This window comes from Bordetella genomosp. 1 (assembly GCF_002261335.1).
GTDB lineage: Bacteria > Pseudomonadota > Gammaproteobacteria > Burkholderiales > Burkholderiaceae_B > Bordetella.
The window spans coordinates 148,611-174,235 of sequence record NZ_NEVL01000003.1; the positions used below are offsets into that span (position 1 = coordinate 148,611).

The window sequence follows — 25,625 nt, forward strand, 5'->3', positions numbered from 1 at the left end:
CCGGTAGAGGACCCAGGGTACGACGGGACGGGCAAAAAAAAATGGCGGCCGGATGAACCGGCCGCCATTTTTTTCGGGCAGCGCGTCAGCGCCGGCCCACGATCACGCCCAGCAGGAAGGCCGCGCTGGCGGCCCAGCCCACGGCCTGCCAGGGGTGCGAACGCACGTATTCTTCGGTGCAGTCCACCGAGGCGCGCACCAGCTCGTTGGCGCTGTTGCCGGCGTCATTGAGCGAGTCGCGGGCGTCTTCCAGTTGCGCGCGCAACCGCGTCTTCAGCACCTCGATGTCTTCGTGGCCCGAGTCGCGCAGCGTCGACTCCAGGTCGTCGAGCAGCTGACGGGCGCCGCCACGGCGCGTACGCGACTCGGCGGCCGAGGTGTTCAGAGGCGTGGTGGGAGCCGGGGTCGGCGTGGATTCCATAATGTCACTCCTGTGATGCTGCCGGGGGGGAGAGACCCTTGAGCGAACCAGCCCGGCGAGCCGGTCACGCAGCCACACGGAGGTGGCCGCGCGCGCAGGGGTCTTGAGAAAGGGGGGCCAGCCGCTGGCCGCGACCAGGCCCACGACCACGTTGCGTGCCGCGCGCGCGACCTGCGCCCCATCGACGGGGGTGGGCGCGGGCGGGGGCGCGGCGGGATCGGGGGTGGCGAGCTGGCGGCGTTCTTCGTCCATGCGGGCCAGCAGCAGGGCGCGTTCGGCGGCGATATCGAGTTGGCTCATGGCTGGCTCCGGGGCGGTTCGTCGGCGGTCGGGGCGGCTGGCGGGACGGCGGAGGCCAGGCCCGTGCTTTCACGCAGGGCCTGGGCGTCCAGGCGCAGCTGCGTGCCCAGACTCTGGAACGGCAGGCCGTCGGGCGCGTTGCGGCGCGCCAGCAGCAGCGAGATCACCGCCACGCCGATCCATACGCCGGCGATGGCCCAGCCGGTGGTGCGGCGCCATGGCGTTTCCCAATAGTGCACCAGGACGGCGATGGAAAGAAAGGCGGCGGCGCCCAGGCCGGCGAACACCAGCGCCACCAGCGCGATCAGCGATCGCACCAGCGATTGGCGGTAGAGCGCGAGCTCCAGGTGCAGCAGTTCGCCATACTGGCCGATGCGGCCGGCCGCAAAGCGGGCGGCCAGCGAAAGCCGTGCCAGGCGGGCGCGCAAGCTCGGGCCCTTCGGGTAGCGATTCATCATCACACGGCTCCGGCAAAGGATGCGCAGGCTTGCGCGCAGTCGCGGCACGCCTGGGCGCAGGCCTGGCAATGGGCCACGGGATGTTCGGCGCATTCACGCGCGCAGCCTTCGCACAGCCGAGCGCAGAAACGCGCGGCCTCGGCAGAATATTCACTTGCGCGCGCAATCAATGCGCCCGCCATCCGGCAAGCCTCGGCGCAATCCAGGTCCAGCGCGATGCAGCGCCGCATGTCGTGGCCGCCCGGCGCGTCGAGGCAGGCGGCCGCGCAGGCGTCGCAGGTGGCGGCGCATCGCAGGCAGGCTTGAACGCAGGCTTGTACGGTGTCTGGCACTGGCATCTCCTCGTGGTTAACCCTAGCGGCCCGCGCGCGTTCGCGGGTGGACCTGCTGTAAGGCTTTGTTCAGCAACTGGCGCGCCTGCCCCCGATCCTGTAAAACATCAACAGGGTGCCGCGCCCGGTGCACGGGTTCGCGACCGGTCATCGACGCGCGCACCGGCCGTCCTGCATGGCCACATTGGCATGTACCCACCCTCAAGGAGAATGTCATGACATCCCACGCGAATACCCCCGGCAAGGCTGTGAGCACGGGCGCACCGGCCCCTGCGCCCGACGAGGTCAGCATCAACGCCAAGGTCCTGCCCCCGCGCGGCCCGGTAGACGTCCCGCGCATGCCCCCGCCGATCGCCAAGCGTGCGGTCGACGAAGCCGGCAGCGAGAGCAAGCCCGTGGAAGATCCGACGCCCGAGTCGAACTGGGCCGACAACGCCCAACCCCAGCCGTACGCCAAGAACGCGCGCTCGTCGATTTTCTGACCTGCCGACGCCCGGCATGGCGCATCGCCGCCATGCCCGTCCCGCCTCCCGCCGGCTTTCCCGCCCGTCTTCACGCTCCCGTCGCCCACCGCATTGCATCGCCAGCCCGGCCGGGCCCGGCGCGCTGCCGCGTGGTCCGTGCTCATGGCGTGGGCAGGGCTTGCAGGAACGCGAGCAGGCGGCGCTCTTCGGCCGCCAGGCCACGCGGGGTGTCGGGCGCGCGCGCATCGGCGGCCAGCGAGCCGGCCAGATAGGCGTCCATCACGGCGGGGTGGATGTAGCAGGAGCGGCAGACCGCGGGGGTGTTGGCGAGGCGCTGCGCCACGCGCTTGACCACTTCGGCCAGCTGCTTGCGCAGCGCGGTCTCGGAGGGCGGGGGGCCTTCCACGCCGGGCAGCAGGCCTTCGGCGCGCAGCGCTGCATAGGCGTAGAGCGTGCCGGCCCAGGTGCGATAGTGCTTGGCCGTGAAGTCGGCGCCGCTGGCCTCGCGCAGATAATCGTTGACGAGGTCGGAGTCCACCGCGCGCGGCTCGCCGGTCTCGTCGAGGTAGTGGAACAGCTGCTGCCCGGGCAGGTCGAGACAGCGCCGCACCAGACGCGCGATGCGCCGGTCGGCCACCGTCACGTCGTGCGGCACGCCGCTCTTGCCCACGAAGCGCAGCCGGATCCTGTCGCCGGCCACCTGCGCATGGCGGCGGGTGAGGGTGGTGAGCCCGAACGAGTTGTTGCTGCGGGCGTATTCGCGCGAGCCGACGCGGATGCGGGTCAGCTCGAGCAGGCGCACCAGCGTGGCGGCCACCTTCTCGCGCGGCAGCCCGGGCAGGGCCATGTCGCGTTCGATGCGGGCGCGGATGCGCGGCAGGCACAGCCCGAACGCCGCCAGCTGGCCGTATTTCTGCGCGTCGCGCACCATGGTCCAGTCGGGGTGATAACGGTATTGCTTGCGGCCGCGCGCATCGCGGCCGGTCGCCTGCAGATGGCCCTGCGGATCGGGGCAGATCCACACGGCCTCATACGCGGGCGGGATCGCCAGCGCGCGGATGCGCGCCAGCGTGGCCTCGTCGCGGATGCGGCGCCCGCGCGTGTCGAAGTAGTGGAAGGTCTTGGCATTGACGCGCTTGCGCCGATAGCCGGGGCGGCTGTCGTCGGTGTAGACCAGGCCCGTGGCGGCGGGCAGCGGCAGGAGTTCGGGCGCGTTCATGGCCCGCCGACAAGCAAGCGCTGTGCCCGCGCGGGCATGGCGGTTGCTGCCAGCGGGCGGGGCCGGCGCGGCGCGCCGGCACACGAACACGCACTCAAGGAGCACACATGGCAAAGCTGAAAGACCTGACCATCGCCGTCCTGGCCGTCGACGGATTCGAACAGGTGGAGCTCACCGGGCCGCGCGACGCGCTGCAGAAGGAGGGCGCGCGCACGGTGCTGATCTCGGCCAAGACCGAGCCGATCCTCGGCATGCACCACGACAAGCCGGGCGACAAGTTCGAGGTCGATCTCACCTTCGTGCAGGCCGACGCCGAGCCCGGCGAATTCGACGCGGTGCTGCTGCCGGGCGGCGTGGTGAACGCCGACGAGATCCGCATGCACCCGAAGGCACAATCCTTCGTGCGGGCCATGGTCGAGGCCGACAAGCCGGTGGCGGTAATCTGCCACGGCGCCTGGCTGCTGATCTCGGCCGGTCTGGTGCGCGGGCGCAAGCTCACCAGCTGGCCCTCGCTGCAGGATGACCTGCGCAATGCCGGCGCCGAATGGGTGGACCAGGAAGTGGTGGAAGACGGCCGCTTCATCTCGAGCCGCAAGCCCGACGACATCCCGGCCTTCAATCGCGCATTGATCGCCGCCCTGCAAAAGGGCTGAGGCGGGGCGGGCCGCGCACCCGCCCGGTTCGAGGGACAGGCGGGCCGATGGCCCGCCTGCTGCATTACGGGCGGCGCGCGCCGCCGCCGGTGTTGCGGCTGCTCTGCTGATCGCCGCCGGTGCCGATCTGGCTGGTGTGGCCATCCTTCTTGCTGCGGTTCTGTTCGCTGCCGTGGCTCTGCTGTTCGGTGCGATCGGTGTCGTTCTTCTGCGGGGCGTCCTGGCCGTCGCGGCGGGGTTCCTGTTGCGTGCTCATGGTGGTCTCCTCGTAGGGTCGGTGATGAACTCAGGCGGCGGCGGAGGCCGCCGCCCCTTGGCCCAGCGCCTCGCGGGCGTAGTGCTGGACCTGCAGCAGCGCATAGGTCGCGCTGGCGCGGCGGATCGCATTGCGACCGCCCGTGAATACCCGGGTCTCGGTGAACACGGCGGGTGCGGCATCGGCCGCGCCGCGCTTGATGACCCAGGCGTAGCATTGCGTGCCCGCCGGGATCTCGGGATCGGTGCCGTCGGTGACGCCGGTATTGGCGATCACCACGCGCGCCTGGGCGCGCTGGGCCGCGCCCAGCGCCATGGCGCGCGCCACGGCCTCGCTGGTCAGGTTGTGCCTTTGCAGCAGCGTGTCCGACAGCCCGAGCAGACGCTGCTTGGCCTGCGGGCTGTAGGTCACGAAGGCGCACTCCAGCAGCGCGCCCGCGCCGGGCACGTCGGCCAGCGTGGCGGCGATGAGGCCCGCCGTGCAGGACTCCGCCGTCGCCAGCGTGAGCGCGTGGCGTTTCATGTAGGTGGCGAGTTGCTCGATTTCGCTGTCCATGGGGAGGCTCCGAGGCGACGGTTCAGGGCAGCGCGCGGGGTTCGCTCAGGCGCGCGCCGGTCACCATTTCCGTCACCCAGTTGACCAGCACCGAGGTGTAGGCGCGCTGGGCGGTCTTGTCCGAGAGGGCGTGATCGGCGCCATCGATGACACGATGGGTCATGGAGTGCGCGCGCCGGAACGCCGAGCGGTAGTTCATGATGGTCGAATGCGGAATGTAGGTGTCGTGCTCGGCCTCCACCAGCAGCACGTCGCCGGGAAAATCGGCGCAGGCGCCGAGCGCGCGATTGTCGGCGGGCTTGAGGTCGCGCAGCCGGTACTCGCGCAGCACGTCGCGGTCGAGCTCCGCCTTGGGCCGGTCCCACTCCTCGTCGCGGTACAGCGCCGGCACGTGCAAGGCGAGCCAGCGCACGCGCCGCAAGGTCGTGAGGATGGCCGCCAGGTAGCCGCCGTAGCTGCTGCCCACCACCGCGATCTCGGTGGTGTCGAGCGAGGGGTGCGCGGCCAGACGGTCGTAGGCCGCCAGCACGTCGCGCAGGTTCTGCTCGCGCGACACCTCGCGTCGCTGCGCTTCGGTGGCCGCGTGGCCGCGCAGGTCGAAGGTCAGGCACACGCAGCCGAGCGCCGCGATGCCGCGCGCGCGGCTCAGGTCGAAATCCTGGCTGCCGCCCCAGCCGTGCACGAACAGCACGCCGGGGACCTTGGTCTGCGGCGTGAGAAAGGTGCCGGCCAGCGGCGGCGCGTCGTCGAGCGTGATCTCGGTGGGATTGCGGTTGGTGTTGTTATTGGGCGCCATGCGCGGGCTCCTGCGCGGGCGCCTGCAGGCCGCCCGATTTGGAAATGAAGCCCACCGTGCTGTCGTAGGCGTGGAACACCAGGTGGCGCCCCGGCGGCGTGATCTGCGGCTGGCCATAGCGCTCGCGCGTGAACGCACTCACGCAATCGAGCGCGGCGTCGTCGGCGAAGGCTTCGAGCGCGGCGATCTCGGCCAGGCTGGCGCCGCCCGCGCGCCACGACTGCTCGAGCACGCCGGCGCGGGTCTGGCCGTGCGCATCCTGGCCGATGGCCACGTCGTAGTTGCGGCGCGAGGCCAGCAGCTCCGGATAACATTCCTGGACCGCGGCGTCGTACTCGCGGCTCTGTTGCACCGCCTGGCGCTCGCGCGCATCCTCGGTGTGGGCGAGCAGCGCGTCCCAGCCGCCGCGCACCACCCGCAGCGTCGAGCCGCCGTACACCTGTTCGCCCTGGTTGTCGTCGGTGAGCGATTGCGTGCCGACGTAGGCCGCCTCCAGCGTGCCGATGCGCAGGGTGCCCACGCTATAGGTCTCGACCTCGGCAAGGTTTTCCTCGAGCACCAGGCCCAGTCGCCGCACAGTGGCGTCCTGCAGCCGCGCGAGCGCCGCCTCCAGCTCGGCGGCGCTGCGCACCACCTCCTGGCCGCGACCCGCATTGGCCTCGACCTGCTTGACGCGGATCGGGCCGCGCTGCAGCAGCGCCACGCCCGCGCGTTGCGCGTCGGTGAGGCTGAACGCTGTGTAGCCCGCCAACGTCACCGGCTCGATCAGCGTGCCGAGCCGGCGCGACCAGGTCGAGGGCGCCCGTGCGCGTGCGTTGAGCAGGGGATGGCTGATCGACTTGGTGGCGACGAAGGCATGCGGCACCACGCCGCCATACAGGTCGGTCTCGTCGTCGATGCCCAGCGTGCTGGCGCGGGCGCGACCCACGATGGTGCGCGCCGGCACGAAATAGACCGAACCATAGCGGGGCCGCAGGCCCGGCCGGTAGGCCAGCGCCACGTCGAGATTCAGGAGCGCCGCGATGCGGCGGGCCAGCAGGTCCTGGCTCGCGAGCTCGTGCTCGCTCGGCGCCTGGGCGCGCGGATAGGGCGCGACGACGCCGCGACGGGCGGCAGGCTGGTAGGCAGGGGGAGTTTCGGGCGCTGTCATGGCGCTGTCAGAGCAAGCGCCATGCCCGCATCCCGACAAAATATTCCGCACTGCAACAGCCTTGGGCACGGCGTTTGCTAAGGCTTTCCGTATCGCCCCGCACGGGCTCCCTGGGTTAACCCCGCATCATGACACTCACCCTGATTTCTTCGATCGACACGCGCGGCACGGCGCGGGTCGCGGGCGCACCGGTGCTGCGGGTGCACGAGCCCGCGCTGGGCGACAGCCTCAACCGTTTCACCTACAGCCTGCCCACGCCGCTGCGCATGGCGGTGACGCAACGCCTCGCCATGGCCACGCGCGCTCACTGGGTCAAGCGCCTGTGGCGCGCCGACGCGACGCTGTGGACCGGCGCCGACGAGGGCAACTGGCTGGGCTGGCTCACCACGCTGCGCCAGCCGCGCCGCATGACCGAGGCGCTTGCGCGCCGCTGTGCCGATCTGTGCTGCAACGGCGCGAGCGACGTGGTGCTGCTGGGCATGGGCGGCGCGAGCCTGGGCGCCGAAGTGCTGGTCAGCATCCTCGGCGTGGCGCAGGGCGGGCTGCGCGTGCACGTGCTCGACACCACCGACAGCGCGCAGATCCGCACCGTGCTGGACCGCATTGATCTGCACTGCACGCTCTTCATCGTCGCCAGCAAGTCCGGCACGACGCTGGAGTCGCGCATGCTGGCCGACTACTTCCACGAGCGCCTCTGCGCCGAACTCGGGGAGACCGAGGCGGGCAAGCGCTTCATCGCCATCACGGATCCGGGCACGCCGCTGGAGTCGCATGCCCGCGAAAGCGGCTATGCCGAGGTGTTCGCCGGCGAGCCCTCGGTGGGCGGCCGCAACTCGGTGCTGACGCCATTCGGCCTCGTGACCCTGTCGCTGCTGGGCCACGACCCGGTGCGTTTTCTGCATGCCGCGCGGCCCATGCTGCGCGCCTGCGCGCTGCGCGATCCGGCCGCCAACCCTGGAGTGTTCCTGGGGGCGCTGGTGGGCGAGGCCGCGCTGTGCGGGCGCGACAAGGCCACCGTGCTGGCCACGCCCGGACTCGCGCCCTTCGGCGCCTGGCTCGAGCAGCTGCTGGCGGAGTCCACCGGCAAGCACGGCCGCGGCGTGATCCCGGTCGACCGCGAACCCGCTGGCGAGCGGGACGACTACGGCGAGGACCGCCTCTTCATCGCGCTGCTTGAGCCCGGCGAGGCCGGCCTGGCCCTGCGCTCGCGCGCGATCCGCCTGGCCGAGGCCGGCCATCCGGTCGTGATGTTCGAGCTGGCCGACCCGCAGCGGCTGGGGCAGGAGTTCCTGCGCTGGGAAGTCGCCACGGCGGTGGCCGGCGCGATTCTCGGCATCAATCCGTTCGACCAGCCCGACGTGGAGGCCGCCAAGCTGCGCGCCCGCGCGCTGGCCGAGGCGTGGCGCAAGGACGGCAACCTGGTGCAGCCGGAACCGGTGCTGCGCGAAGGGCAGCTGGCGTTCTATGGCTCGACCAGCGGGGGCGGCTCGGCCGCCGAGCTGCTGGCCCATCATTTCGTGTCGCTGCGCGGCCGCGGCTACGGCGCGGTGCTGGCCTACATCGCGCGCAACCGCGCCAATGAAGGGAGGCTGGAACAGCTGCGCCGCCTGTTGCGCGATGCCAGCGGCTGCGCCACGGTGGGCGGCTTCGGACCGCGCTATTTGCATTCGAGCGGGCAGCTGCACAAGGGCGGACCCGCCGGCGGCGTGTTCCTCATGATCACGGCCGAGCCGAGCGCGCCCGAGAAGATCGCGCGCCAGGGCACGGACTTCGGCATGATCCAGGCCGCGCAGGCCCTGGGCGACTTCGAGGAGCTGCGCGCCCGCGGCCGGCCTTGTCTGCGCGTGCACATCACGGGCGACCTGCATGCCGGTCTGGCGCAGCTCGCGCACGCCTTGCACGAAGGCCTGTCGCAGGTGTGGCACCGCGCCGAAGCGCTGGCCTGAAGCCCCTGGCACGCCGGCCGCTCCATCGCGGCCGTGCCCGCCCTGAAACGCCCGGCCTGGTCCGGGCGTCTTCACGTCAGTCGCGCTCGACCAGCGGATGCACGAAGGGCGAGGCCAGCACCTGCGCGCGGGCGATGCGGACGAGCTCGGTCACGAGCTCGTTGTTGCCGCGCGTGCCGGGCAGCACCATGCCCACCTCCCGATAGAACTTGTCCGCGCCCAGGTCGATCGCGCGCAGCTGATTGGCGTGGCGCGACAGGTCCTTCATCGGGATCAGCGACGCGCCGATGCCGCAGGCCACCATTTCGAGGATCGCGTCCACGTCCTGCGATTCGATCTGGCAGCGCGGGCTGAGGCGATGCGTCTGCAGGAACCGGTCCACCACCCGGCCGCCAAATGAGGCGCTGTCGTAGCGGATGAAGGGCAGGGTGGTGAGCACCTGGCGCCAGTCATTGCTGGCCTCGCCGGCCGGGCACAGCACCGTGAAGGGCTCGCGCAGCAACGGCACCCAGGTCAGCTCGGCGGGCAGGGCGAAGAAGGGCTTGACCACCATGGCCGCATCGAGCTGGCCCTGGTCCACGGCGGTGAGCAGCGGCAGCGAGCCGCCCAGCTCCAGGTGCGTGCTCACGTCGGGGTACTGCTCGATCAGGGTCTTGATGACGCGCGGCAGGTATTGCCGCTGCATGCTCTGGATCGCGCCCAGGCGCAGGTGGCCGCGCACCTTGGGCCGCTGCGTGACCTCGCGCAGCTCGTCGCACAGATGAAGGATGTGTTCGGCGCGCGCCACCACGTCCACCCCCACCGCATTGAGCCGCACCTGTCGCCCGGCGCGGTCGAGCAGGGCCACGTCCAGCGATTCTTCGAGGCGCTGGATCTGCGCGCTCGCGGCCGCCTGCGTCAGGCCGATGTGATGCGCGGCGGCGGTGATGGTGCCGTGCTGGGCGACGGCCATCAGGGTGCGGAGTTCCTTGAGCATGGCTTACAAAGAAAATTTGTGGAGGCCATAAAAAAATACAGTTTTTCAATCCATAAATCTATAAATACTATGGATCTCAGGATGCCGGCTCCCCTCGGAATCGACGTCCGCCGCAGTCACTCGCCCCGGGACAGGGGCAGGGCCGCGGGCATGCCACCGCATGTACCGACACATACTCAAGGGGTTGAAAATGTTTCGTACGCAACGATACGAGGGGTGCGCTCGCACCTATCGAAGGTCCGCCAGGCTGCCCTGGCTGCTGCTGGCGGCCGGCATCCTGGCCTGCCTCCAGGCCCGCGCGGCCGACGCCTTTCCCGACCGGCCGCTCACCATCGTCGTGCCGTTTCCGGCCGCCGGCGGCACCGATCTCACGGCTCGTCTGTTCGCCCAGGCGCTCGAACGCCAGGGCGGCCAGCCGGTCACGGTGCTCAACCGGCCCGGCGCGGGCGGCGAAGTGGGCATGGCGCAACTCGCGCGCGCCAGCGCCGACGGCTACACCCTGGGCCTGCTCAACACGCCGAACGTGCTGAGCATTCCGATCGAACGCAAGGCGCAGTTCGCGCTGTCCTCGTTCGAGCCGGTGGTGAGCCTGGTCGACGATCCGGCCACGCTCAGCGTGCACGCCAGCTCGCAGATCCGCTCGGTGGCCGACCTCGTGCGCGCGGCCCGCGCCGCCCCGGATGCGATCCGCTACGGCACCGCGGGCGTGGGCTCGGCGGGCCATCTGTCGGTGCTGATGCTGGAGAAGCAGGCCGGCATCCGCATGCTGCACGTGCCGTACAAGGGCACCTCCGATGTGCGCACCGCGCTGTTGGGCGAGCAGATCGATGTGGCCGCAACCAATCTGGGCGAGGCGCTCGCCTTCGCCACCGGCAGCCCGTGGCGCACGCTTGGCGTGATGAGCCCGGCGCGCTCCGGCTTCGCCCCGGACCTGCCCACCTTTGCGGAAAGCGGCTATGTGCTGAGCTCGGGTTCCCTGCGCGGCATCGGCGCGCCCGCCGGCCTGCCGCCGGACCGGCGCGAGCAATTGCGTGCGCTGATGACCCGGGCCGCCGCCGATCCGGCGTTCCAGTCCGCCGCGCAGGCGGCCAATCAGGAGCTCAAGGTGTTGGCCGGCGAGCGCTACGCCGAGGCCCTCGCCGGGCAACAGGCCGCGCTGCAGCAACTCTGGGCCGCGACGCCCTGGAACCGGTGAGGAGGCGGATCATGAAAACTGCCATCGCCTGCCTGATCGCGCTGGGCTGCGGCGCCGCGCACGCCGCCTTTCCGGAACAACCCATCAACCTGGTCGTGCCTTTTCCTGCCGGCGCCGGGACCGACCTCACCGCGCGCACCATCGCCGCCTGCATGCAGACCAAGATCGCGGGCGCGCGCTTCGTGGTGCTCAACAAGCCGGGGGCGGCGGGCGACATCGCGCTGAGCTATCTGGCCCACGCCGAGCCCAACGGCTACACCATCGGCATCGTGAACACGCCCGGCATCGTCAGCCTGCCGATCGAACGCAAGCGCAACTACTCGCTCGAGAGCTTCGACTTCATCGCCAACCTGGTCGAGGACCCGGGCACGCTCAGTGTGCACGCCGACAGCCCGATCCACGACGTGGCGCAGCTGATCGCGGCCGCCCGGCAGGCGCCGGGCAGCATCACGGTGGGCACGCAGGGCATCGGCTCGGCCGGCCACATCTCGGCGCTGCTGATCGAGCAGGCCGCGGGGGTCAGGATCACCCCCGTGCCGTTCCAGGGCGCGTCGCCCGCCAGCGTGGCCCTGCTGGGCAAGGTGATCGACAGCAGCATGGCCAATCTGGGCGAGGCGCTGACCTTCGCACGCGGCAATCCGTGGCGCATCGTGGGCGTGATGAGCGAGCAGCGCTCGCCCGAGGCGCCCGACGTGCCGACGTTCAAGGAAGCCGGCTACGCCGTGTACTCGGGCTCGATGCGCGGGCTGGCGGCGCCGCGCGGCCTGCCCGCGCCGGTCATGCAGACGCTGGCCGACGCGGTGGAACAGTGCAACCAGGACCCGGCATACCTGGAGCGCGCCAGGAGCAGCTTCCAGCCGCTCAGATACCTGAAACGCGACGAGTACGTCAGCCGCCTCAAGACGCTAGACATCCAGCTGCGGCAGCTGTGGAAGACCAATCCGTGGCTGCTCTGAGCGGCCGCACAACAGAAGAAAGGGAGTCATCCGGATGAGAACAGACCAGCATACCTACGACGACATCCGCGCGTATCTGCGCGAGCGCGACACCGTGCTGATCCCGGTGGGGGCGGTCGAGCAATACGGCGCGCACCTGGCCACCGGCACGGAACTGCGCATCTGCGAGGCCGTGGCGACCGAGGCGGGCGAACGCGCCGGCCTGGCGGTCACGCCCATCGTGCCGGTCAACTACTCGGCCATGTTTCTCGATTACCCCGGCACGCTGTCGGTGGGCATGGGCACGATCGAGGCCTATCTGCGCGAGATGTGCGACGCGCTTGCCGGCCAGGGCTTTCGCCACTTCTTCTTCATCAACATCCACGCCGGATCGCTCGGGCCGATCGAAAGCGTGTGCCGGCACCTGCGGCGCCACTACGACGCGGTCGGCGGCCTGATCGACGTGTTCTCCATCATGCGCGACGTGGCCGCCGGCCGCTTCGTGACCCGGAGCGCGCCCAGCGGCCACGCCTCGGAGATGGTGACCTCGGTGGCGCTGGCGAAGTTTCCCGAGCTGGTGTTCATGGACCGGGCCCGCGCGGCCGGCGGCCTGCGCGCGTTCGCCGAAGGCGTCAGCACGGTGTCGAGCGGCAAGGTGAGCTTCGGCAAATCCAGCTTCGCCGTGTTCAGCGACATCAGCGACTACGCCCCGATCGGCACGCAGGGCGATCCCACGCAGGCCAGCGCCGAACTCGGCCACGCCATCTGGAACGACACCGTGGCCTACATCGCCGAGGCGGCCGCGCGCTTCAGCGCCATGTCGTTCGCAAAGGAAGGAGCCGCAGCATGAGAGCCAATCCGATCAAGGCCCTGTGGCAGCAGAACCAGCCCGTGTTCGGCACCTGGGCGACGATGGTCCATCACCCGCGCTTCATGAAGCTGCTGGCGGTGACCGGACTGGATTTCGTGCTGATCGAGATGGAGCACAGCGACTTCTCGATCAGCCAGGTCGCCACCATGTGCCTGGTGGCGCGCGAGGCGGGGCTGGTGCCGATCGTGCGTCCGGCCGGCTCCGATTCGCACGACTACACCCGGCCGCTCGACGCCGGCGCGATGGGGCTGCTGCTGCCCAACATCGAGACGCCCGAACAGCTCGAGCAGATTCTGCAGTACACCAAGTTCGGCCCGCGCGGCCAGCGCATCCTCAACATGCGCGGCCCCCACACCGACTACGTCAAGCTGTCGTCGCCGCTGGCGCAGACCGCCGAGATGAACGCCAACACGCTGACGGTGGCGATGGCCGAGACCCGCGTGGGGCTCGACAACCTGGAACGAATCTGCGCGGTCGACGGCCTGGACGCGGTGATGATCGGCCCCGACGACCTGACCCAGGACCTGGGCATACCGGGCGAGATGCAGCATCCGCGCTACCTGGAGGCGGTCGAGCACGTGATCGCCACCTGCAGCCGCCTCGGCGTGCCGTGGGGTTTCAGCTGCCAGGACCTCGGCGCCGCCGAGAAGTGGCTGGGCCGCGGCATCGGCTGGATGCCGTTCAGCAACGACGTCAACAGTCTGTTCAATACCTTCAGCCAGGCCGCCTCCGGGCTCAAGCGCCTGGCCGGCCGTCCGGAGCAAGGATGATGAAAGTCGATACCCTGATGAAGACCACCGCGCGCTACCGCCCCTACGCCTGGCGCGCCAAGATCGGCCTGATCGTGCCGTCCACCAATACGGTCAACGAGCCGGAGTTCTATCGCATGGCGCCCGACGGCGTCACCATCCACTCCGGGCGGGCGATCAACGCCGGGCCGGCCACCCAGGAGAACTACGACCGCATGGCGCGCGGCGTGCTCGAGGCCGCCGACCTGATCAGGACCGCCGAGGTCGACGTGGTGGCCTATGGCTGCACCTCCGGCTCGATCGTCTGCTCGCTCGACGAACTGTGCGACGGCATGAGCGAGCGGGCCGGCGCGCCGGCCATCGCCACCGCCGGCGCGGTGGTGGCCGCGCTGCGCGCGCTCGGCGCCCGGCGGGTCGCGGTGGGCACCCCCTACATCGACTTCGTCAACCTGCGCGAACGCGAGTTCCTCGAGCAGTACGGCTTCGACGTGGTCTCGATCGAGGGCCTGGACCTGGGCCACACGCAGGAGGAGCGGCGCGACATCGGCCGCGTGCCGCCGCAGGTGGCCTATCAACTCGCCCGCGACATCGACCGGCCCGACGCCGATGCGATCTTCCTGTCTTGCACCAACCTGGCCACGATCGACATGATCGAGCGCATCGAGGACGAGCTGGGCAAGCCGGTGGTGACGAGCAACCAGGCCACCCTGTGGGGCTGCCTGCGCCTGCTCGGCCTGAACGCGGCGGTGCCGGGCTACGGCCGTCTGTTGCGCGAGCAACTGGCGCCGATCACGCGCGCCGACTACGCGCCGCGGTGATGCCATGATTCCGAGTCCCGATCCCGACCTGGGCCTGGCCGCCCGCATGTTCGCGGCACTGCGCGAGCTGAGCTTCGACGGACGCGGCGTGACGCGCGATGCCTACGGCGCGGGCGAGCAGCGGGCCCACGGGCTGGTGCGCGAGCAGGCCGCGGCGCTCGGCCTGGAGGTGGGCGTGGACGGCAGCGGCAATCTCTACGCAACCTTGCCGGGCCGCGACCGTTCGCTGCCGGCGCGCTACACCGGCTCGCACCTGGACTCGGTGCCGGTGGGCGGCAATTTCGACGGCGCGGCGGGCGTCGTCGCCGGCATGGCGGTACTGGCGGGCTGGCGCGCGCAGGGGTTCACGCCGGATGCCGACGTGACCGTGATGGCGATCCGCGCCGAGGAGAGTACCTGGTTTCCCTATTCGTACCTCGGCAGCAAGGCCGCCTTCGGCCTGACCGGCCCGGAGGTGCTGGACCTGCGCCGGGCCGACACCGGCCGCAGCCTGCGCGAGCACCTGCGCGAGATCGGGCTCGACCCGGACCGCTATGGCAGTGCTGCGCTGGACCCCGCGCGCATCGACCGTTTCGTCGAGCTCCACATCGAGCAGGGCCCGCATCTGGTGGAAGACGGCCTGCCCGTGGGCATCGTGACGGGCATCCGCGGCAGCTTGCGCTATCGCGACATGCGCTGGCTCGGCCGCTACGACCACTCCGGCGCGGTGGGCCGCCACAGCCGCAGCGACGCGGTGCGCGCCGCCGCCCGCTGGATGAGCGCGATCGACGACGCCTGGGACACGCTGGCGCGGCGCGGCGACGACCTGGTCGTGACGGTGGGGCAGATCGGCACCAATCCGCGCGAGCACGCCTTCAGCAAGGTGGCGGGCGAGCTGGACTGCTGCCTGGACGTGCGCAGTCTGAGCGAAGAGGTGCTGGCGGCCTACGACCGCATCGTGCGCGATTGCGCCGCCGATGCCGAGGCGCGCACCGCGACGCGCGTGGCGTTCGGCCCCCGCACGGGCTCGCAGCCGGCGCGCATGGACGTGGGGCTGGTGGCGCGGCTGAGCGCCTGCGCCGAGGCGCGCGGTATCGCGGCGCGCACGATGGCCAGCGGCGCCGGCCACGACACGGCGGTGTTTGCGCAGCAGGGCGTGCGCTCGGCCATGATTTTCGTGCGCAACCAACACGGTTCGCACAACCCCGACGAGGCGATGGACCTCGACGACTTCGGGCTGGGGGCTCGGCTCCTGGCTGATATCCTGGCGGCCCCCGTGCCGGAACATGATCCCGTGAGGAGTGCAGTATGAAGTGTCTGATCGTTCAGCCGATCCATGAGCAGGGCCTCGCGCTGCTGCGCCAGGCAGGCATCGATTGCGTGACGCCGGCGTCGGCGACGATGGCCGAGGTGGCGCGCGCGATTCCCGCCTGCGAGGCCGTCATCACGCGCAACGCCGGCCTGGATGGCGCCGCCATCGCGGCCGCGGCGCGGCTGCGCATCATCGGCAGTCATGGCGCGGGCACCAACATGGTCGACGTGGCCGCGGCCACGGCGGCCGGCATCCCGGTGGTCAACACCCCGGGCGCCAACGCGCGCTCGGTGGCCGAACTGGTGATCGCGATGGCGCTGGCACTGGTCAAGCGCACGCTCGAGCTCGATGCGGCCGTGCGCACCGGCCACTGGGATGCGCGCTATGCGCCGGGCCTGCGCGAGCTGGCCGGCGCCACGCTCGGCATCGTGGGCTTTGGCCAGATCGGCCGCGCGCTGGCCGGGATCGCCGCCCAAGGCTTCGGCATGCGGGTGCTGGTGTATTCGCCGTCGGTGCCGCCGGCCGAGATCGAGGCCGCCGGCTGTGCGCTGGCGCCCGACCTGGCGGCGCTGCTGGCCGCGGCCGACATCGTGTCGCTGCACCGGCCGGGCCAGGCCGGCGCGCCGCCCATGATCGATGCGGCGGCGCTGGCGCGGATGAAGCCGGGTGCCTTGCTCATCAACACGGCGCGCGGCGGCCTGGTCGACGAACGCGCGCTGGCCGACAGCCTCGCGGCCGGGCGGCTGGGCGGGGCCGGCATCGACGTGTTCTCGACCGAACCGCCGCCGGCCGACCATCCGCTCATCGGCGCGCCCAACGTGGTGCTGGCGCCGCACGCGGGCGGCAGCACCGACGAGGCGCTCGCGCGCACGGCCGTGGCCGTGGCGCAGCAGGTGGTGGACGCGCTGCAGGGCAGGCGGCCGCGGCACGTCGTCAATCCGGAGGTGTGGGAGCGGCGCCGCAGCGCCTGAGCGCGTGCGGCGCCGGGCGCGTCGTCCCGGCGGGGTCCGGCGCGCCCGCGTCTGCTACGACGACCCGAGGCGGGCGCCGCCGTGGCGCCTGCGCAGGGCGAGGCGGGTCTCCACGGCCGCGTACGACAGCACCGCGATCGCGAGCGGCACCAGCGCGTAGAGCGCGCGATAGGTGAGGGCGGCGCCCAGCACCTGGTAGGTGGGCAGCTGGCCCGAGAAGGCCGCCACGAAGATGGCTTCGGTGGTGCCCAGGCCGCCGGGAATGCGGGTGATGAGCGCGGCGAAGCTGGTGCACAGCAGCACCCCCAGCACGGCGGCGTAGTCGGCCTTGCCCTGCAGCAGGACCCACATGATGCCGCCCATGATGGCCCACGAGAGCGCGGCCAGCAGGCTCTGCGCCACGGCCATGCGGCCGCCGGGCAGCACCAGGTGCTGGCCGAACAGGTGATAGCTGCGCTGGCGCGCGCGGGCGCAGTAGGCCACGTAGACGACGGCGAGGATCAGGATCACCACGCCGACGATGCGCAGCACGCCCTTGCCGATCTCCCAGCTGGCCGGCACGGGCACCGCGCCGGCCGCGAACACGGCGCCGCCGATCCACGCATAGCCGATCCAGTTGGTGGCCGCCGAGAACAGCGCGACCCTCGTTGCGACCGACTTGCGCACGCCGAGCTTGGCATAGAGGCGCAGGCGCATGCCCAGCCCTCCCACCAGCACGCCGAGGTTGAGGTTCATCGCATAACTGATGAGCGCCACGCCCGCCACCTGTGACCAGGGCAGCTTGTGCCGCGTGTAGCGCTGCGCGAGCAGGTCCAGGCTGGCATAGGCGGCATAGCCCGCGACCACCAGCGCGCAGGCGATGCCGATGTTGCGCGCCGGGATGTCGCGCATGGCGCGCCAGACCTGCGGCCAGTCGATGCTGCGCGCCACATGGAAGATCAGGCCCGCGACCACCAGCAGCACCACGACGATGAGGGTGCGCTTGATGGCCGGCCAGTGGGCGCGGCAACGGCGCCGGAGCCGGTGCAGCGTGTGGGTTCGTAGGTGTCTCATGTCGGTTCTGCCCGCGCCTGGCGCGTCAAGAAGTTTCGGGGCCGGTGCGCGGCGCGGCGTCGGTCAGCGTGTCGGCGCCCGGCTGCGCGTCGGCGTGCTGGCTGGTCTGGCTGCGGCCGAGCGTCTTCAGGCGCGGCTTGTGGGCGGGCAGGTTGCCGGCCCAGGCCGGGAAGCGGCGCAGGAAGTGATAGATCACCACGCCGAACCAGAGCCGGCGCAGCTTGCGCGCGGCCTGGGGCGGCTTGGGCGCGAGCTTGCAGTGCTCGCTGATGAGCGCCTCCAGCGATTCGCGCAGCGCCCGGTTCAGCCCGGCGTCGTGCACCACCACGTTGGCTTCGAGATTGAGCGCGAGGCTGAGCGGATCGAGGTTGCTCGAGCCCACCGTGCTCCAGGCGCCGTCGACGCAGGCGACCTTGCCGTGCAGCGGCCGCTCGCAGTATTCGTAGATCTGCACGCCGGCGCGCGCGAGGTAGTCGTACAGCATGCTGGCGGCGTACTTGGCCACCGGCATGTCGGGCTGGCCCTGCAGCACCAGGCGCACCCGCACGCCGCGCCGCGCCGCCTTGGTCAGGTCGCGCAGCAGGTTGTAGCCGGGAAAGAAATACGCGTTGGCGATCAGGATGTCTTCGCGCGCCGAGCGGATGCCGGCGCGGTAGTAGCGTTCGATGTCGGTGCGATGCGCGTCGTTGTCGCGCACCACCAGCCGGCCCACGCCGTCGGCGCCCGGCGCTGCCTCGGCGGCCGGACGGCGGCGCCAGCGCCGGCGCTGGCGCGGTCCGAGCGCGGCACGCGCGTAGTTGGCCACGTCGGTGGCGAGCGGGCCTCTGATGCGCACGGCGTAGTCCTGCTTGGCCTCGGGGCCCGACTCGATCAGGTGATCCGCGCCGAAGTTGATGCCGCCGATGAAGGCGAGCGTCTCGTCGACCGCCACGATCTTGCGGTGCATCCGGCGAAACAGGTTGGTGCGCATGCCGAGCAGGCGCGGGCGTGGATCGAACACGTGCAGCCGCACGCCGGCCTGCGTCATGCCGGAGATGAACTCTTCGCTCAGCTCGTCGGAGCCGTAGCCGTCGACGGTGAGATCCACCGACACGCCGCGCTGGGCGGCATCGATCAGCGTCTGGCGCAACTCGCGCCCGACCTCGTCGTCGAACAGGATGAAGGTCTCGACCAGCACCTCGCGTTCGGCGCGGGCGATGGCCTCGTTTACGGCCGGAAAGTAGTCGCCACCGTTGATCAGCAGCTTGAATTCGTTGTTGGCGCGCCAGGGCAGGTTCATCATAGTGCGATCTCCGCGGCCAGCGGCACGTGATCCGACAGCTCCGACCAGGGCCGCGAGGCCAGGGGCAGGGCGCGCCAGTTGCGCACGTTGCGCACATAGATGCGGTCCAGGCGCAGGAAGGGCCAGCGCGCCGGGAAGGTGCGCGCCGGGCGGCCGTAGCGGGTGGCGTAGACCTCGCTCACGCCGCAGCCGCGCATGGTGCGCTCCGCGTTCAGGCGCCAGTCGTTGAAGTCGCCCGCCACCAGCACCGGCTCGCCCTCGGGCAGGCCATGGATCAGCTGGCACAGGCGCGCCATCTGGCGGCGGCGCTGCCATTCGCGCAGGCCGAGATGCACGCACACAGTGTGCACGTGCTCGCCCTTCGCGCCGGCCGCCAGCACGCAGTGCAGCAGTCCGCGCGACTCGTGCTTGCCTTCGCTCACGTCGTGGTTGTCGTACTTCACGATCGGATACTTCGACAGCACCGCGTTGCCGTGATGGCCATGCGGATAGACGGCGTTGCGGCCGTAGGCGTAGTCGCGCCACAGCGAGTCCGCCAGGAATTCATATTGCGACGTCGTGGGCCAGTCGGCGTGCCGCGCCGCGTGCCGCTGGTGTTCGCCCAGCACCTCCTGCAGAAACACCACGTCGGGCGCGGCCTGACGCAGGGCCTCGCGCAGCTCGTGCAGCATGAAGCGGCGGTTGAACTGGGTGAATCCCTTGTGGGTGTTGACGGTCAGGACCTTGAGCGTGCCCGGGCCGTGCGGCGGCATGTCGCCGACTTCGGGATGGACAGACTCGGGGGGCGGGAAAGGCATGCGGCAGGCTCCGGCAATGGCGTTGCGCCCACTTAGCAAGCGCCGTGCCCACGGGCGGCAGGCATGGCGCTTGCTTATGCATTGCGGAGTTCTGGCTGACAGGCGCGCCGCGCCGGCCGTCCTTCAAGGAGACCGATATGTTGCATCTCATGCTTCCCAGCGACAGCTTCGCGCCGCAACCCCAGTACCTTCACGTGCCCCCCAAGCCCGAGCCCATCCCGCCCGGCTCGCCCCCGGGCGACCTGCCGGTGGATCCCGACAGCGACGAGCCCGAGGTCGACCTGCCGCCCGGTGACCAGGAGGCGCCGAAGCAGGTGCAGTGAAGGAGCGACGGCGAAGACAGACGCGCGGCGGTGGGTTGGATCCCGCCGCCGCGTCTTTTTTGGAGGCTGGCGGCGCGTGCTGTTCTTGAGCCGCTCGCGCCGCGCGGCGTCGATAGGGGCGGAGCGCGCGCCGCGTTTACGGCCGACCTCGCCAACGCCAGGTGCGGATCACTGTCCCAGCCCGCCCAGCCAGCGCGCCAGGAAGGCAACGCCTGCCAGCATCGCTGCGGCGATCAACCAGATCGTGGCGGCCCGGCGCAGACGCGGCTTGGGCGTCTCGTATCGAACGGGTGGCGGCGGACGGCGCTGCGGGTTCGCGGGCATGGGGGGCGAGCTCCAGAGAGGGGACGCCCAGTCGTCTGCAAGCGCTATGCCGCGTGGCGTGGCCGGGATGCGCGGGTTCGGGCATGCCGCTTGCGGTGTGATCCACGGCGGAGTGTTCCGCCTTCCATCTCAAGGAGACACACCATGAGCCAGCAGCGTCAGCAGCCCGACCAGCAAAAGCCGCAGAACCCGGCCCAGCGCCAGCAATCGCAGGAAAACATGCGTGATCGCAACGCGCCTCAGCAACCTGGCCAGTCCGGCAACAAGGGCAGCCAGCAGGACTCGGGCAAGGGTAATCAGCAGCGCTGATCGCACCACCCGGTGACGCGTGCGCGGGCCTGGGGGCGGACCCGCGCGCCATTCGAACCGCACCGCCACCTGATTGAGGAGAGTGAGATGGGCACCATACTTCTGATCGTTCTGATTCTGCTCTTGATCGGCGCCTTGCCGAGCTGGCCGTACAGCTCCGGCTGGGGCTACTACCCGAGCGGCCTGCTGGGCGTAGTGGTCATCGTGCTGCTGGTCCTGGTCCTGATGGGCAGGCTATGAATTCGGGCGGCACGCACGCGCGTGCCGCCCACCGTCGCCGTCCGCAGCCTTCGGGCTGCGGGCTGCGTCAGCATCGAGTCGGTTGTGTCGCCACGACATTCGTTTCGCGCGCAACCAAGGGCGGAGCAGGCAGCCCGCATCGCGCAGCGCGAATGCGCTGGGCGGGTCGGCTGCTTGGGGCAAGTCTCAGGCGATGAGCCAGAGCTTCCGCCGCCCGATATCGCAGGAACCCCCTTCACTGAATAAGGATTTCGCAATCGTGAGTAAAGGCGTCTGGCGGGACTTCGGGCCGTTTCGTGTGCACTGCAAGATCATCAACACCCCGAACGGCCGTTATGCCATCGAACTCTGCGTGGAAAAGCCGCAGTCCAAGGGCCTCCCCAGCACGTGGCCATTGCCGCGCAACGTGGTATTCGACACGGAAGAAGAGGCGCTGAACCACTCGCGCCTGGTGCTCTCCGCGGTGCTCGACGTGCACCCTATCACCGGCGAACCCAGCTTCGGCCTGCTGTAGCGCCCCCGCGGCGCCCCGCCACCGTCCGCGCGACCCAGCGCCGTCCGCGCGAACCAGGGCGTCACCGCGAACAAAGGTGTCAGACTACATTTTTCGTAGCGGCGTTGGCCCCGAAAAAGGAGTCAGACTGCATTTTTTCGCGGCCGCGTAGCCCCACGAAAAGGTGTCAGACTGCATTTTCCGCAGCCGCGTCGGCCCAAACAAAGGTGTCAGACTGCATTTTTCCGGAAACGAGCCGGACGAAAAATGCAGTCTGACACCTTTTTTCTGCGTGTTCCCGTCGGGATAAATGCAGTCTGACACCTTTGTTCCGCATGCACGCCGCCTGATAAATGCAGTATGACACCTTTGTTGGAGGAGGCGGCGTCATGCCGTGCGCGGACGCGGTGGAGGACTTGCCAAAACATATCTTAAGATATATCGTACGATCTATATCGTAAGACATAGGTAGGTCAGCACATGCACTTTCTCGCTGCATTCATGCGCGCCATGGGGCGCAATGCCGTCGTTCCCGGGGATGCCGGGGCGGGCCGACCGCGGCATGCGCACGCCGGGCATGAGGGGCGCCGGCAGCATGGCTGCACGCCCGCGCATGCTCGGCGCCACTGCGCGGCGGGCGGGCCGGAGCGCGGTCATGGCGACCACGGCGACCACGGCGGTCGCGGCGGACACGGCGACCACGGCGGTCGCGGCGGTCATGGCCGTGGCGGGCGGGGGAGTGACGGCGACAGCTGGAACCGCGGCCGCAAGTTTTCCTCCGACGACCTCCAACTGATGGTGCTGGCGCTGCTCGAGGCGGGCGCGAGCCACGGCTACGAGCTCATCAAGGCGCTGGGCGAGCGCAGCCAGGGGTACTACACGCCTAGCCCCGGCATGATCTATCCCACGCTGACCTACATCGAGGAGGCCGGCTACGCCACCGCGCAGGCCGAGGGCAGCCGCAAGCGGTACGCGCTCACGCCGACCGGCTCGGCACACCTCGAGACCCAGCGCGATCAGGTGGAACTGCTGTTTGCCAAGCTCGCGCACATCGGCCGCAAGATGGCCTGGATCCAGCGTGCCATGCAGTCGGAGCCGCCCGTGCTCGACGCGGACGGCGCCGACGTCGCGACCGGCTGGACGCCCGAGTTCGTGGCCGCGCGCGCTGCGCTGCGTGAGGCCTTGGTTCGGCGCGGCGGGGCGCCCGCCGGCGAGCAGCGTCGCATCGCGGCCATCCTCGAACGCGCCACCCGCGCGATCCTCGAACAGGACGGCGGCGAGGCCGCTGTGGCCGCGGCCAAGGGCGCGTGATGCGCGTCTGTCCTCCGCCCGCCGCGGCGGGCCTATTGCAACCTGGAATTTCGCATGACTGACATCTCTCAACGTCCCGATCTCGCCGTCGAACGCGTGCGCCACGCCCTCAAGCTGCGCCAGTTGCGCGTGCAACGGGTCGAGTCGCTTACGCCGCACCTGTTGCGCGTCACCCTGACCGGCGAAGACCTGGACGACTTCGTTTCCGCTTCCTTCGACGACCACGTCAAGGTCTTCCTGCCCGCCGCACCCGGTCTGCCCGCGGTGCTGCCCACGCTGGGCGAGCAGGGCGTGATCCCACCGGCCGACGGCCAGAAGCCACTGGCGCGCGACTACACGCCGCGCCGCTTCGACCGCGCCCGGCGCGAGCTCGACATCGACTTCGTCATCCATGCCAGCGGGCCCGCCACCACCTGGGCCGCCGCCGCGCAGCCCGGCGACGCGCTCGCCATCGGCGGCCCGCGCGGCTCCTTCGTCGTGCCGACCGCCTTCGACTGGCACCTGCTGATCGGCGACGACAGCGCGCTGCCCGCCATCGCACGGCGCCTCGAGGAGTTGCCGGCCGGCGTCAAGGCCATCGCCGTGATCGAGGTGACCGACGCGCAGGCCGTGTTGCCGCTTGCGAGCCGCGCCGACACCCGCATCGTCTGGCTGCATCGCAACGGCGCCGCGCAATCCGGGCTGCCCGACGCGGTCGCGGGACTGACGCTGCCCGAAGGTGAAGGCTATGCCTGGGCGGCCGCCGAATCCGCCGTCGCGCGCGACGTGCGCCGCGTGCTGGTCGAGCGCCACGGTCTCGACAAGAAGCGCATCCGCGCATCGAGCTATTGGAAGCAGGGCGCGGCCGGTGTGCACGAATCGATAGATGAATGAAAGCCGACCGGGGGGCGCGCCACGCGCTGTCGCGGCGCGGACCGATAGCTTGCAGTCGACTTGATCGGGCGCAAAGGGTTTTCGGGCCCGGCGCGCTACCGTAGTATCAAGAGGTGCGGACCGGCGGGGTCCGCCCCATCAAGGAGACCGATATGTACAAGCACATCCTCATCCCCACCGATGGTTCCGATCTGGCAGAACGCGCCGTCGACCAGGGGCTCGCACTTGCGCAGCAGCTGGGCGCCCGGGTCACGCTGGTCAGCGTCATCCAGCCGCTGCATCCGCCCGGCGGAGAGTCGGTCCAGCTGCGCGCCACGCTGGCCGAGTACGACAACGAGCAGCGCAGGCAGACCGAAAGCTGGCTCGCCCAGGCCGGCCAACGCGCCCAGAGCTCCGGTGTTCCGTGCGAAGTCGTCGCGCTCACGGCGATGAGCCCCGCCGAAGCCATCGTCAAGACGGCCCGCGAACGCCAGTGCGATCTCATCGCCATCGCCTCGCATGGCCGCAGCGGCCTGGGCGCCGTGCTGTTGGGCAGCGTCACGCAGAAGGTGCTGGCCAACATCGACCTGCCGGTGCTGGTCTACCGCTAAGTCCGCCACCCCCGGCATTCCCACGGCCCCCCAGCGGGGCCGTTTTCATTGTGCCGCCCACTCCCGCGCGTCCGGTCCCCACCCCGAAAAGGTGTCAGACTGCATTTTCCGCTGCAGCATCAGCCCCAACAAAGGTGTCAGACTGCATTTATCGACGCCACGTCCCGACAAACAAAGGTGTCAGACTGCATTTTTTCGTACACGCCGCCCGGTCATGGTGACGGCGCGACCGGCGCGAGCGCTGCCGGCAGCACCCGGCGGCGGCCGGGTCCGCAGTCCGGTAAAATCCGGTCCCCATGCGCTTCTCTGACTTCGACCAACGCCTCGCCACCTTTGGCGCCCGGCCCGTACACCGCGGCCGGGTGGCGCGCGTCTGGCTGGACGGAAAGCCTCTCGACACCGGTACGCGCCGGCGCCAGGCGGAGGATTTCCTGCCCCTGGCCCTGCGCGACGCGCTTCCTGCCCTGACGGCGGAGCTCGATGGCCTGGCGCGGGTGCGCGCCGAGCACACGGGTCACGACGGCTCCCGGCTGTTGGTCGAGCTTGCCGACGGGCAGATGGTGGAAAGCGTGCTCCTGCCACGCGACGGGCTCTGTGTGTCGACCCAGGTCGGCTGTGCGGTTGGTTGCCGTTTCTGTATGACCGGCAAGAGCGGCCTGATCCGTCAGGTCTCCAGCATGGAAATCCTTGCCCAGGTCGTGCTGGCGCGCCGGCAGCGGCCGGTGAAAAAGGTCGTGTTCATGGGCATGGGGGAGCCGGCCCACAATCTCGAGAATGTGCTCGAGGCAATCGATCTGCTCGGCACAGAAGGCAACATCGGCCACAAGAACCTCGTGTTCTCCACGGTGGGCGATCCGCGCGTGTTCGACGCGCTGCCGCGCCAACGCGTGAAACCCGCGCTGGCCCTGTCGCTGCACACCACCAAGGCCGAGCTGCGCGAGCATCTGCTGCCGCGCGCCCCGAAGATCGCGCCCGAGGATCTGGTCGAAATGGGCGAGCAGTATGCGCGGGACAGTGGCTACCCGATCCAGTACCAGTGGACCTTGCTGAAAGGCGTGAATGACGGCAACGACGAACTCGACGCCGTGCTGCGCCTGCTCAAAGGCAAATATTGCGTGCTCAACGTGATTCCGTTCAATACGCTGGAAGGGGGCGGCTACGAACGCCCCGAGCCCGATCGAATCCGTGAGATCGTCAGCTACGTGCACAGCCGCGGCGTGCTGGTGAAGGTGAGAAACAGCGCCGGTCAGGACGTGGACGCCGGCTGTGGGCAGCTGCGCGCCCGCGCCGTGGGCTCGGAACAGGTGGTCCAGCTGCGACGCACGCGCAGCGCCACGGCCGACGCAGCGCAGGCCCGGTAGGCCGCGCAAGCCGGCTACACGACTGGCGCGCGCATCCGTTGCGGGCGCAACCACACCGCTTCACTCAGGCCATTTCCCATCGCTGTGCCCCCACAGCCTACGTGACTGTATCTCTGCCGCGCCGCGTGCCGCAGGGGCGGGCGCGGCATGCTTCCCTATCTTTCGTTAGAATCGGCGTTCCCCGGCCTGTGAATGGACCTGCACGACGCGCATTGCGTCGTGAGAAGCGCGCCGGTCGGGCGCTCGATGCGCGCGCATGCAATCCGTGCGGGTGGCGGCCATCACGCGTGTTTGCTGCTCCCGTGCCATCTCC

Annotated in this window: 31 protein-coding genes; 18 read left to right on the forward strand and 13 right to left on the reverse strand. The window is 70.2% G+C overall.

The annotated features are described in order from the left end of the window. Positions 1–85 precede the first annotated feature (85 nt). The 3 genes from CEG14_RS09150 to CEG14_RS09160 are packed head-to-tail and all read right to left on the reverse strand — an operon-like array spanning position 86 to position 1,517. Complete coding sequence (locus CEG14_RS09150; protein ID WP_094826074.1) at positions 86–721, reverse strand: DUF883 family protein; 636 nt, start codon at positions 719–721, stop codon at positions 86–88. Beyond that, on the reverse strand, positions 718–1,179 hold the full coding sequence (locus CEG14_RS09155; RefSeq protein WP_176461443.1) for a phage holin family protein: 462 nt from the start codon (positions 1,177–1,179) through the stop codon (positions 718–720). The genes CEG14_RS09150 and CEG14_RS09155 overlap by 4 nt, the downstream gene beginning before the upstream one ends. Further along, positions 1,179–1,517 (reverse strand): four-helix bundle copper-binding protein, encoded by a 339-nt coding sequence (locus CEG14_RS09160; RefSeq protein ID WP_094826075.1) that lies wholly within the window; start codon positions 1,515–1,517, stop codon positions 1,179–1,181. Before CEG14_RS09160 ends, CEG14_RS09155 begins: the two co-directional genes overlap by 1 nt. A gap of 209 nt (positions 1,518–1,726) precedes the next feature. On the opposite strand from CEG14_RS09160, the gene CEG14_RS09165 reads away from it, so the two are divergent. After that, positions 1,727–1,993 carry a hypothetical protein gene (locus CEG14_RS09165; RefSeq protein WP_143277184.1) on the forward strand — a complete coding sequence of 89 codons (267 nt, stop codon included), beginning with the start codon at positions 1,727–1,729 and terminating at the stop codon, positions 1,991–1,993. Between the two features lie 142 nt (positions 1,994–2,135). Here CEG14_RS09165 and CEG14_RS09170 read toward each other — a convergent pair whose 3' ends face one another. After that, complete coding sequence (locus tag CEG14_RS09170; protein ID WP_094826077.1) at positions 2,136–3,194, reverse strand: DNA topoisomerase IB; 1,059 nt, start codon at positions 3,192–3,194, stop codon at positions 2,136–2,138. Between the two features lie 107 nt (positions 3,195–3,301). On the opposite strand from CEG14_RS09170, the gene CEG14_RS09175 reads away from it, so the two are divergent. Continuing rightward, positions 3,302–3,847 carry a type 1 glutamine amidotransferase domain-containing protein gene (locus CEG14_RS09175; protein WP_094826078.1) on the forward strand — a complete coding sequence of 182 codons (546 nt, stop codon included), beginning with the start codon at positions 3,302–3,304 and terminating at the stop codon, positions 3,845–3,847. A gap of 64 nt (positions 3,848–3,911) precedes the next feature. Here CEG14_RS09175 and CEG14_RS26310 read toward each other — a convergent pair whose 3' ends face one another. The 4 genes from CEG14_RS26310 to CEG14_RS09190 are packed head-to-tail and all read right to left on the reverse strand — an operon-like array spanning position 3,912 to position 6,604. After that, complete coding sequence (locus tag CEG14_RS26310; protein ID WP_176461444.1) at positions 3,912–4,103, reverse strand: hypothetical protein; 192 nt, start codon at positions 4,101–4,103, stop codon at positions 3,912–3,914. A gap of 30 nt (positions 4,104–4,133) precedes the next feature. After that, positions 4,134–4,658: a CinA family protein gene (locus CEG14_RS09180; RefSeq protein WP_176461445.1), complete on the reverse strand. Its 525-nt coding sequence runs from the start codon at positions 4,656–4,658 to the stop codon at positions 4,134–4,136. A gap of 22 nt (positions 4,659–4,680) precedes the next feature. Continuing rightward, entirely contained in the window at positions 4,681–5,454 is a 774-nt protein-coding gene (locus CEG14_RS09185; protein ID WP_094826079.1) for an alpha/beta hydrolase family protein, read from the reverse strand. Beyond that, complete coding sequence (locus CEG14_RS09190) at positions 5,441–6,604, reverse strand: DUF3182 family protein (RefSeq protein ID WP_094826080.1); 1,164 nt, start codon at positions 6,602–6,604, stop codon at positions 5,441–5,443. The genes CEG14_RS09185 and CEG14_RS09190 overlap by 14 nt, the downstream gene beginning before the upstream one ends. Before the next feature lie 128 nt (positions 6,605–6,732). Between CEG14_RS09190 and CEG14_RS09195 the strand changes: the two genes are divergently transcribed. Next, positions 6,733–8,550, forward strand: coding sequence for a hypothetical protein (locus CEG14_RS09195; protein WP_094826081.1), 1,818 nt, complete (start codon positions 6,733–6,735; stop codon positions 8,548–8,550). A gap of 76 nt (positions 8,551–8,626) precedes the next feature. On the opposite strand, the gene CEG14_RS09200 is transcribed toward CEG14_RS09195, so the two are convergent. Next, positions 8,627–9,526 (reverse strand): LysR family transcriptional regulator, encoded by a 900-nt coding sequence (locus CEG14_RS09200; RefSeq protein WP_094826082.1) that lies wholly within the window; start codon positions 9,524–9,526, stop codon positions 8,627–8,629. A gap of 190 nt (positions 9,527–9,716) precedes the next feature. Between CEG14_RS09200 and CEG14_RS09205 the strand changes: the two genes are divergently transcribed. From CEG14_RS09205 to CEG14_RS09235, 7 genes are read left to right on the forward strand one after another with little or no spacing between them, the layout of a single operon-like run. Further along, positions 9,717–10,721, forward strand: coding sequence for a tripartite tricarboxylate transporter substrate binding protein (locus tag CEG14_RS09205; RefSeq protein ID WP_094826083.1), 1,005 nt, complete (start codon positions 9,717–9,719; stop codon positions 10,719–10,721). A gap of 11 nt (positions 10,722–10,732) precedes the next feature. Beyond that, a complete protein-coding gene (locus CEG14_RS09210; protein ID WP_094826084.1) occupies positions 10,733–11,677 on the forward strand; it encodes a tripartite tricarboxylate transporter substrate binding protein in 945 nt (314 codons plus the stop codon). 34 nt (positions 11,678–11,711) lie between these two features. Continuing rightward, complete coding sequence (locus CEG14_RS09215; RefSeq protein WP_094826085.1) at positions 11,712–12,506, forward strand: creatininase family protein; 795 nt, start codon at positions 11,712–11,714, stop codon at positions 12,504–12,506. Continuing rightward, positions 12,503–13,297: an HpcH/HpaI aldolase family protein gene (locus CEG14_RS09220; protein ID WP_094826086.1), complete on the forward strand. Its 795-nt coding sequence runs from the start codon at positions 12,503–12,505 to the stop codon at positions 13,295–13,297. The genes CEG14_RS09215 and CEG14_RS09220 overlap by 4 nt, the downstream gene beginning before the upstream one ends. Next, on the forward strand, positions 13,297–14,094 hold the full coding sequence (locus CEG14_RS09225; protein ID WP_094826087.1) for a maleate cis-trans isomerase family protein: 798 nt from the start codon (positions 13,297–13,299) through the stop codon (positions 14,092–14,094). The genes CEG14_RS09220 and CEG14_RS09225 overlap by 1 nt, the downstream gene beginning before the upstream one ends. Before the next feature lie 4 nt (positions 14,095–14,098). Next, complete coding sequence (locus CEG14_RS09230; RefSeq protein ID WP_094826088.1) at positions 14,099–15,385, forward strand: Zn-dependent hydrolase; 1,287 nt, start codon at positions 14,099–14,101, stop codon at positions 15,383–15,385. Beyond that, positions 15,382–16,356, forward strand: coding sequence for a hydroxyacid dehydrogenase (locus CEG14_RS09235; protein WP_094826089.1), 975 nt, complete (start codon positions 15,382–15,384; stop codon positions 16,354–16,356). Before CEG14_RS09230 ends, CEG14_RS09235 begins: the two co-directional genes overlap by 4 nt. Before the next feature lie 54 nt (positions 16,357–16,410). On the opposite strand, the gene CEG14_RS09240 is transcribed toward CEG14_RS09235, so the two are convergent. From CEG14_RS09240 to CEG14_RS09250, 3 genes are read right to left on the reverse strand one after another with little or no spacing between them, the layout of a single operon-like run. Beyond that, the gene (locus CEG14_RS09240; RefSeq protein ID WP_094826090.1) at positions 16,411–17,409 is read right to left on the reverse strand and encodes a lysylphosphatidylglycerol synthase domain-containing protein; all 999 of its coding nucleotides are present in this window, start codon (positions 17,407–17,409) and stop codon (positions 16,411–16,413) included. A 25-nt stretch (positions 17,410–17,434) separates the two neighbouring features. Further along, positions 17,435–18,688, reverse strand: a complete 1,254-nt coding sequence (gene clsB, locus CEG14_RS09245) for a cardiolipin synthase ClsB (protein WP_094827463.1) — start codon at positions 18,686–18,688, stop codon at positions 17,435–17,437. Then, positions 18,688–19,443, reverse strand: a complete 756-nt coding sequence (locus CEG14_RS09250) for an endonuclease/exonuclease/phosphatase family protein (RefSeq protein ID WP_094826091.1) — start codon at positions 19,441–19,443, stop codon at positions 18,688–18,690. Before CEG14_RS09250 ends, clsB begins: the two co-directional genes overlap by 1 nt. Before the next feature lie 182 nt (positions 19,444–19,625). Between CEG14_RS09250 and CEG14_RS09255 the strand changes: the two genes are divergently transcribed. After that, positions 19,626–19,811 carry a hypothetical protein gene (locus tag CEG14_RS09255; RefSeq protein WP_094826092.1) on the forward strand — a complete coding sequence of 62 codons (186 nt, stop codon included), beginning with the start codon at positions 19,626–19,628 and terminating at the stop codon, positions 19,809–19,811. A gap of 168 nt (positions 19,812–19,979) precedes the next feature. On the opposite strand, the gene CEG14_RS26315 is transcribed toward CEG14_RS09255, so the two are convergent. After that, positions 19,980–20,135, reverse strand: a complete 156-nt coding sequence (locus CEG14_RS26315) for a hypothetical protein (RefSeq protein WP_179280570.1) — start codon at positions 20,133–20,135, stop codon at positions 19,980–19,982. A 144-nt stretch (positions 20,136–20,279) separates the two neighbouring features. Between CEG14_RS26315 and CEG14_RS26320 the strand changes: the two genes are divergently transcribed. The 7 genes from CEG14_RS26320 to CEG14_RS09285 all read left to right on the forward strand — a co-directional run bounded on the left by CEG14_RS26320 (position 20,280) and on the right by CEG14_RS09285 (position 25,312). Further along, positions 20,280–20,444, forward strand: a complete 165-nt coding sequence (locus tag CEG14_RS26320; RefSeq protein ID WP_176461447.1) for a hypothetical protein — start codon at positions 20,280–20,282, stop codon at positions 20,442–20,444. A gap of 87 nt (positions 20,445–20,531) precedes the next feature. After that, entirely contained in the window at positions 20,532–20,684 is a 153-nt protein-coding gene (locus CEG14_RS09260; RefSeq protein ID WP_094826093.1) for a DUF3309 family protein, read from the forward strand. Positions 20,685–20,943: 259 nt separating this feature from the next. After that, a complete protein-coding gene (locus CEG14_RS09265) occupies positions 20,944–21,198 on the forward strand; it encodes a hypothetical protein (RefSeq protein WP_141243303.1) in 255 nt (84 codons plus the stop codon). 489 nt (positions 21,199–21,687) lie between these two features. Further along, positions 21,688–22,488 (forward strand): PadR family transcriptional regulator, encoded by an 801-nt coding sequence (locus tag CEG14_RS09270; RefSeq protein ID WP_179280617.1) that lies wholly within the window; start codon positions 21,688–21,690, stop codon positions 22,486–22,488. Positions 22,489–22,542: 54 nt separating this feature from the next. Continuing rightward, the gene (locus tag CEG14_RS09275) at positions 22,543–23,361 is read left to right on the forward strand and encodes a siderophore-interacting protein (protein ID WP_094826096.1); all 819 of its coding nucleotides are present in this window, start codon (positions 22,543–22,545) and stop codon (positions 23,359–23,361) included. 152 nt (positions 23,362–23,513) lie between these two features. Then, complete coding sequence (locus tag CEG14_RS09280) at positions 23,514–23,951, forward strand: universal stress protein (protein WP_094826097.1); 438 nt, start codon at positions 23,514–23,516, stop codon at positions 23,949–23,951. A 296-nt stretch (positions 23,952–24,247) separates the two neighbouring features. After that, positions 24,248–25,312: an RNA methyltransferase gene (locus tag CEG14_RS09285; RefSeq protein WP_094826098.1), complete on the forward strand. Its 1,065-nt coding sequence runs from the start codon at positions 24,248–24,250 to the stop codon at positions 25,310–25,312. The last annotated feature ends 313 nt before the right edge of the window (positions 25,313–25,625 follow it).